Annotated in this window: 11 protein-coding genes; 1 reads left to right on the forward strand and 10 read right to left on the reverse strand. The window is 45.1% G+C overall.

Going from position 1 to position 6,657, the window contains the following annotated elements:
* Nucleotides 1-7 precede the first annotated feature (7 nt).
* From BW944_RS03200 to BW944_RS03205, 3 genes are read right to left on the reverse strand one after another with little or no spacing between them, the layout of a single operon-like run.
* Nucleotides 8-361 (reverse strand): YidH family protein, encoded by a 354-nt coding sequence (locus tag BW944_RS03200; protein WP_076556885.1) that lies wholly within the window; start codon nt 359-361, stop codon nt 8-10.
* Complete coding sequence (locus BW944_RS14960; protein ID WP_159438134.1) at nt 354-524, reverse strand: hypothetical protein; 171 nt, start codon at nt 522-524, stop codon at nt 354-356. The genes BW944_RS03200 and BW944_RS14960 overlap by 8 nt, the downstream gene beginning before the upstream one ends.
* A gap of 1 nt (nt 525) precedes the next feature.
* Nucleotides 526-987: a GNAT family N-acetyltransferase gene (locus BW944_RS03205; RefSeq protein WP_076556886.1), complete on the reverse strand. Its 462-nt coding sequence runs from the start codon at nt 985-987 to the stop codon at nt 526-528.
* A gap of 174 nt (nt 988-1,161) precedes the next feature.
* Here BW944_RS03205 and BW944_RS03210 point away from each other — a divergent pair, with 174 nt between their 5' ends.
* Nucleotides 1,162-1,740 carry a DNA-3-methyladenine glycosylase gene (locus BW944_RS03210; protein ID WP_076556920.1) on the forward strand — a complete coding sequence of 193 codons (579 nt, stop codon included), beginning with the start codon at nt 1,162-1,164 and terminating at the stop codon, nt 1,738-1,740.
* Between the two features lie 216 nt (nt 1,741-1,956).
* Here the strand turns inward: BW944_RS03210 and BW944_RS03215 are convergent, their stop codons facing one another.
* From BW944_RS03215 to BW944_RS03245, 7 genes are all read right to left on the reverse strand, one after another.
* Nucleotides 1,957-3,084 carry a toxic anion resistance protein gene (locus tag BW944_RS03215; protein ID WP_084193594.1) on the reverse strand — a complete coding sequence of 376 codons (1,128 nt, stop codon included), beginning with the start codon at nt 3,082-3,084 and terminating at the stop codon, nt 1,957-1,959.
* Nucleotides 3,085-3,192: 108 nt separating this feature from the next.
* The gene (locus BW944_RS03220) at nt 3,193-4,083 is read right to left on the reverse strand and encodes a hypothetical protein (protein WP_076556887.1); all 891 of its coding nucleotides are present in this window, start codon (nt 4,081-4,083) and stop codon (nt 3,193-3,195) included.
* Between the two features lie 154 nt (nt 4,084-4,237).
* Entirely contained in the window at nt 4,238-4,648 is a 411-nt protein-coding gene (locus BW944_RS03225) for a DUF3021 domain-containing protein (protein ID WP_234983094.1), read from the reverse strand.
* Between the two features lie 5 nt (nt 4,649-4,653).
* A complete protein-coding gene (locus BW944_RS03230) occupies nt 4,654-5,100 on the reverse strand; it encodes a LytTR family DNA-binding domain-containing protein (protein WP_076556888.1) in 447 nt (148 codons plus the stop codon).
* A gap of 119 nt (nt 5,101-5,219) precedes the next feature.
* On the reverse strand, nt 5,220-5,705 hold the full coding sequence (locus BW944_RS03235) for a hypothetical protein (RefSeq protein WP_076556889.1): 486 nt from the start codon (nt 5,703-5,705) through the stop codon (nt 5,220-5,222).
* A 26-nt stretch (nt 5,706-5,731) separates the two neighbouring features.
* Nucleotides 5,732-6,106: a GNAT family N-acetyltransferase gene (locus BW944_RS03240; protein WP_076556890.1), complete on the reverse strand. Its 375-nt coding sequence runs from the start codon at nt 6,104-6,106 to the stop codon at nt 5,732-5,734.
* A 137-nt stretch (nt 6,107-6,243) separates the two neighbouring features.
* A partial coding sequence (locus BW944_RS03245) for a transposase (protein ID WP_143525639.1) occupies nt 6,244-6,657 on the reverse strand: 414 nt, incomplete at its 5' end.

The following is a 6,657-nucleotide window of genomic DNA, read 5'->3' on the forward strand; positions in this document are numbered from 1 at the left end:
ACTCCTCCTAACTGACTGCGAATATATAAATCCCGACGAGAACCACGAGCAGTACAGCTACACTGGTCATGAAACCAATGATCCATTGTGATGAACGAAACCGGTTTTCATTTATATTCCTTCTCGTCATGTAGTAGTTCCAGGTGGAACCTATAATCGTCAATATCCCGAGTGCCAAAGCACCGACACTGACAAACATGACAAGATTCTCTTCCGTAGCGCCTTCTGCATTCGCTCTGGCATTGATATGTAGTGTGGTCGCCAGGAAACCTATACCAACGAGCGCAATAGCTGTACGAATCCACGCAAGATACGTACGCTCATTTGCCAGGTGCTGTTGAATCAGCTTCTGCTCATCCATCTTCCCCACCACGTTTCTCTTCTTTTTTGCGCCTCAGGAAGAGTGCAATCCATATCCCGATATAGGCGCCGATAAGTGCCGGAATCACCGGCATATCAAAAAAAGATACGGCAATCGCTACGATAGCCAGGGGTAAAATAATGTAATCGAAAACTTTCAGCATCTTATCCCTCTTTCTCCGCTGTTTCAAGCGTCTTAACCAATCGTATCATATCACGGCACCTGATGCCGTTCTCCCATATTTCCCCGTTATAATGTACCGTGAAAAAGTCGTGGTCGACGTGGTCGATCCGGAAACCGGCGCGTTGATAGAAAGCGAGCTGATCTACACTGGAATTACCCGTTCCGACCTCCAGACGCTGATACCCCTCGGCCTGATCAATCGCATGCCTTATAAGACACCTTCCGATACCCTTGCCCCGATGAGTTTCCTCGACGGCAATATTTACAAGTTCGAGCGTTCCCGGTCTGGTCGGGAGAATCACATAAACCCCGATTATTTCTTCCTTTTCTGTTGCTACGAAGATCGTCCCTCGCTCCACATAATCTTCTATATGTTTCCTGGAGGGGTCAGCTTCAAGCAATAATCCTATCGGCGCCTCTTCAGGTGCACAGGGCGTTATCATATTCTTCACCTCTTATGGATAGAACCTGACTGAATCAGACTCGTTTATTTCATTATTTTATCATATATAGAGCATTCTTCCTCCCCGAAGGTTTCACATGGCCCCGCTCTCCACGTAAATGTCACTGGGAGAGGAAGTAAAGGATATGATATGATATTTATCGAGGTGAAGACGATGGAATTGATGCCTAAAGAATTTTTCAAGAAACCGCCCCTTGAACTGGCCAGGGAGCTTCTCGGTTGTGAACTGATAAAAGAAACATCAGAAGGCACGGCGTCCGGCTATATCGTAGAAACGGAAGCTTATATAGGCGCAGTCGACAAAGCGGCCCATAGCTACAATTACAAACGGACGAAACGCACAGAAGTGATGTTCGGGGAGGCGGGTCATGCTTATACGTATGTCATGCACACTCACTGCCTCGTAAATGTCGTAGCCGGGGAAGTCGGGGAGCCGGAAGCTATTCTGATTCGTGCTGTCGAGCCCTTACGTGGCGTGGAACTTATGTATGAACGGCGTGGTGACAAAAAGGAAAAAGACCTGACGAACGGGCCCGGGAAATTGACGAAAGCTCTCGGTATCATGAAAGCCGATTACGGCCACCCTTACGGAAAATCTCCTCTATATATTGCGGATGGATTCACTCCGGAACACATCTCCACAGGGCCACGCGTCGGCATCGACAATTCCGGGGAAGCGCGTAACTTTCCGTGGCGTTTCTGGGTCACGGGTAATACGTTTGTATCAAGATGACGAAATCATTTAAAGCTCCTGTCGTTCGATTCCAGGAATACTTTTATGCGACGTTCCCTGGCAGAGTCCCGTTCGAATGTCACAATTATTCTGTTTGTACTACATTCAGACGAAAATGTCGTCGTGAACAGCTCACAACTTAAATAAATGCGACGTTCCTTTCAAATTCTCCGAATGGAATGTCGCACAAATCCACTTACGAATCAAAGAGCGCTTCTACTCACGAAGCGCTCTTTGATTCGTCGTGCCGGATTGTGATAATTTTTTACGAACGTTTTCATTCAAAGCATCCATCTCCTCGATGAATTGCTCGCTTGAAGCGATGATCCGTGCTGAGGACTTCTCCGTCGTCTCCAGCGCTTCGAATACGTTATCGAAGGATTCCTGTAGCGCCTCTATACTGATGGCCGGGTTCTCCATCATTTTAGTGGCTTCCTCGGTATTGTCTCTTAAGTTCCTGGAATTCGACACGAGCATGTCCTCGGTCGCTTTATTGACACCGTTCACCGTATCAATGACCTGTTTCTGATTATTGAGCGCCAGCTGAATGGTCGCGGATACGGTAATGATGTTTTTCGTCAACGTGACCGCGTTACGGATGGATTCCTTCAGCTTTTCATTGTTCTTCTTGATGATATCGACGGAAGATATACTTTGGATAAGGACGCTTTTCATTTGCGTCATATTCCTCGTCCTCGTGATGATTTTCTCTTTCCCTTCCGCAATCAGAGCCTTATCATACTCCCCTGTCGTTTCTTTCTCTTTCAACAGCTGGAACAATTTTTTGCCGAAGTAAATCTGTTTCTCCAGTTCATAAATACGGTTCTGTGCACTGTCCTTGATCAGTCCGAGCTCGACACTATCCTCTTCGAGACGGTCTTTGCCCGCGAGCAGACTACGGACGATCGTCTCGATCTGAGAGTCCACCGTTTCATACTTCTTCATATAACGGTCGATCGGTTTTTTGTTGCTCATTTTGTAGAAGAACCGTGTCATCGCGTTCCCTTCCGTCTGTTTCGGATCCAGATCGGAGACGATATCCTTCAATTCATTTAATGTCTGAGGAATATCATTATTGCTTTTATTCATGAGATCGTTCACCGGACGCTTCAGAGTATCCATCGTCTCCCCGGCCACGCGCTGTTCTTTTTCTCCGAGGTCGCCCAGTTCTCTCAGCACTTCTGAAAGGGATTCGTCTTCGGACTTATCGAATCGCCCCGCGTAAGCTTCTGCTTCTTCGTTCAGACGTTCGATATCTTCCTTCTTGATGAGCGTTCTCGCTTCACTCAAATCCTGGTCGTCCATTTCTGCTTCCACGTATTTATTTTCAAAATCTGCACTCATGTCACATCTCTCCTTTTCGTTTAGATGACGCTGGTACAATGACAAAATCATAAGGCAGAAGGTGGCGTATATCTTTATTACGAATGAGACCAGTCACAGGTTTCTGTTTTATTGAAGATCTTCATCTTCATAAGAGAAAAAGTCCTGTCTCGAAGAATTGTATTTCGTGGAGATGATACCCTTACTTCTCGCAAAATCCTTGTAATGACTTTCTTCTTCCTTCCGCTCCAACTTTTCGACGAACATCCGTAAGTCATTCATCGTTTCCACCAACTCATCTCTTCCCATTCTCTTATTTTCTTCAGATAATTTGGAAAAAGATTGGATGAAGAGCGGAACATCTTTGTTGATCATCGTCTCGAGGGCATGCTGATCTTCGATCTCAAGTACCTCTATCCGCTCGTACTGCTTGCCGATGCGTCCTTTCAATGCTTCCCATTCAGCCAGGAGCTCGGGGTCGGTCTCAGCATAGGGAAAGTCCCAATCTTTGAAAAGCCCAGGACTGAAATCCTTCGCAGCGTGACCCGTCGATTTCGTCTCATCCACCGTGGCTTCATTGTGTGCGATGTAGGAATCAAGGAATAGAAACAGTTTCGTCGCAAAATCGCTGAGTGTTTCACCGATTGCCTTCTTCCTTGTAAACTCTTCTTTAAGCGAAGTCGGCACGAGAGCTTCCTGTCTATGACCGTTGATTCTTTCCAATCGTGCCACTAAGAGTTTCGGAGGTTTCCCGTATACCTCTACCGTCGCCGAAAATAAGGACGAGGTCGGAATAATCACTGTCATAAAAATCCCGTACCAGGACACATCCACGATGTACCTTGTTTTCATTTCAACGATTTCTTCAATATCAAGATCTATATATACCGGTCTTTTCCCTTTTGCAACTTGCTTCATCTCTCTGAACGACTGAAAATCAATATAGCGCTGATATTCAGAGCCGTATGGCATGAACGTTCTCTCAAGCGTTCCCAGTGTAGAAGAGTAGAGGTCTTCCATCGTTCGTCATCCCCTTTGTTTTCTTCCTTCCAAGCGATGATAATTTTGCAGGTTATACTAAAAGAATACCACAAATCGAGACGTGAGAATAACTATAGGAAACAACTGTAAGCATGCCTGAATGGTAAAAAAATAAGACCGGGGAGGGCCGGTCTTACATATGAAGCGAATCATTCAATTTTTTCGCCTGATAATAGAAGTACATGTAGCACCCCATCCATATCAACCCGTACATGAGTAGAAAGAACAGGACACCGATCAGCAGTTCCAGGGAGGTCAGAGAAAACCAGCCTACCCCGATTGCAAGAATGAAGTACAGGGAGGTCACAGTGAGAAAATGGATACCTGTCCGTTTCGCAAGACTCCAGTGCTCCATGGCGAATATCAGGGCACCGACGCTGAAGAACCACCCACAGAACATACTCGCTATCGAATTTTTGACGAACAGTGGTGCTGAAAAAGATTCCAGACCGCCAAATACATATATACCTATATATATCAGCACCGACACAAGAGCCCCGAAACAGATGCCTACAAAACTTTGGAACATCAATTTCTTCCACATATCTCTCACCCTTTCCCTTCGATTTTTCGTTTAATATCGGAAACATATCTGCGGGAGACGTATTCCTTTTCTCCATTCCTGAAATAGACACACAGCGTACCATTGAAGGATGCCTCGAATTTATGGAGGGCGTCGAGGTTCGCTATCGCTGACTTGGAGAGCCTGACGAACTGCTCTTTAGATAATTCTTCTTCGAGTTCGTAAAGCCTTTCCTTCATCCGGTACCTCCCTTCTTCCGTACGGGCCATCACCGTCTTATCCTCCGTATACAGATAAAGAATCTCTTCCGGTTTGAATACGTGACGCGTTTCATCGTTCGTTCCGCTGAAATAGGAACGCCGCTTTTCTTGCAGACGATTCATTAGCTGATTCACGTCCTCATCCCACTCCTTCGCTCGGATCAGCACCTCCAGTCTTTCAAGTGTTTCATCAATCTCTACATTTATTTTCACCGGACACCCCTCCCTCTTTTCTTTCTGATTTCATTATATAAGATATTGTCTCTCGAGACCCCCATATTTCCCCAACCGGTCCTGAATCCTCTCCAAGATGCAAAAAAAGCGATCCATCTTCATTCAGATGCATCGCTGTCGTCTTCTTCATTCAATAGACCAATCCGGAACAACTCGCCTATATTAAGTCCTATCCATGCACCAAACAATCCAAAACTATCTTCCGGGAACCTCATCCTATCGGTATTTTCAAAATCCAGTACAAACAGGAAAACCGTGAATGTAAAAGCTATTCCTAGAATAATACCCACTTCCAAGTATTGTTTTCTTCTCCATTTCTTCTCCCCTTGATGAAATTGATCGAATTCATTAATGCGTCGCCACGTACTCGGTCCAAATCTTTTCCCTGTGCGAATAATATACAATAGGAAAAATCCATATATCCAAAACAGAAAAGTAAATAAAGCACCGAATGCGGGGAAAGTCATCCGTTCCGCTGTGTAAAAAAAGAGTACAAAGAATATAGCATACAGCAAATTGTAGTGGAGAAGCCGTTTTTTCTTTAACCGTTGCACTTCTTCCAAATTCCATTCAGTATTTTCCACCCTATCCTCCCTTTCTCTCGATAATCCTACTTTCGGAACCCATAGAATGGTCTAAATCCGTTCTTCTCATAAAAATCACGCGAGGTGGTAGTCGCCAGCACGTCTGACCTCGTCTCAGGAAACTCGCTCCTTGCATAAGTCAACAGCTCGCGCCCGATGCCTTTCCCTCGATATTCTTCTGCCACAACCATCTCACACACGAACAGTGTAACGGTTGTATCCGTCATTCCACGGAGATATCCAATAACCTCTTCCTCCTCAACAGCCACAAAACCCGCATTAGAATTCTTCCATGCTGTTTTCGTCTGTTCAGGATTTTGCGCCAAATGAGACCATCCTTCTTTCTTATTCAAATAATTAATCGTTTCAAAATCCTTTTCTTCGTAGTACCTGATATACAAGAATCTCTCTCCTTTTTATTATCTAAAGTGTACAATAATGAAGAGAAACTGTAAAAATCATTATGGAAAGGAAATATGTGGTTCTCCACAGTGAAGTGTGTTGATTTCTTCCTCTAACGTATGATTCCTTTATATTTCTAAGCTGGGGGACGACATTCCATACGGATCCGGAGATCGAAATGATACATATTCGGGCATCCATAACTGCGCCGTTTCAGCGTTTTGATCAGGTTATTCGTACCTTCGAGTCTGGCGTTCGTCAGCTTGTACGTGAAGTGATTCAGGATCTCCTCTTTCCACTTCAGAATAGTCTTCGCTATGGATTTCGTGGCGCTCGCTCCCTCGAAAAGATAGTGGTTATACCAGTCCTCCAGAGCTTCTTTCGCTTTCTTATAACTCTTGGCACGATACACGTCCCGGAACTTCTGGAGCGCGACCCACTGCTTTTTCAATTCAGGATTTTCTCCGAGCCAGATGCGGAGATTCTCTTTCTCCTCTTTCTTCAGGTGCTTGGGATGGGACATCAAAAGCCTGCGTTGGTGTCTGATCTT

Source organism: Salimicrobium flavidum (genome assembly GCF_900156645.1).
Classification (GTDB): Bacteria; Bacillota; Bacilli; order Bacillales; family Halobacillaceae; genus Salimicrobium; species Salimicrobium flavidum.

Coding starts and splice junctions, on each gene's coding strand:
- BW944_RS14960 (WP_159438134.1), bottom strand. CDS start 524: ATGCTGAAAGTTTTCGATTACATTATTTTACCCCTGGCTATCGTAGCG.
- BW944_RS03215 (WP_084193594.1), bottom strand. CDS start 3,084: ATGAGTGCAGATTTTGAAAATAAATACGTGGAAGCAGAAATGGACGAC.
- BW944_RS03205 (WP_076556886.1), bottom strand. CDS start 987: ATGATAACGCCCTGTGCACCTGAAGAGGCGCCGATAGGATTATTGCTT.
- BW944_RS03210 (WP_076556920.1), top strand. CDS start 1,162: ATGGAATTGATGCCTAAAGAATTTTTCAAGAAACCGCCCCTTGAACTG.
- BW944_RS03220 (WP_076556887.1), bottom strand. CDS start 4,083: ATGGAAGACCTCTACTCTTCTACACTGGGAACGCTTGAGAGAACGTTC.
- BW944_RS03225 (WP_234983094.1), bottom strand. CDS start 4,648: ATGTGGAAGAAATTGATGTTCCAAAGTTTTGTAGGCATCTGTTTCGGG.
- BW944_RS03200 (WP_076556885.1), bottom strand. CDS start 361: ATGGATGAGCAGAAGCTGATTCAACAGCACCTGGCAAATGAGCGTACG.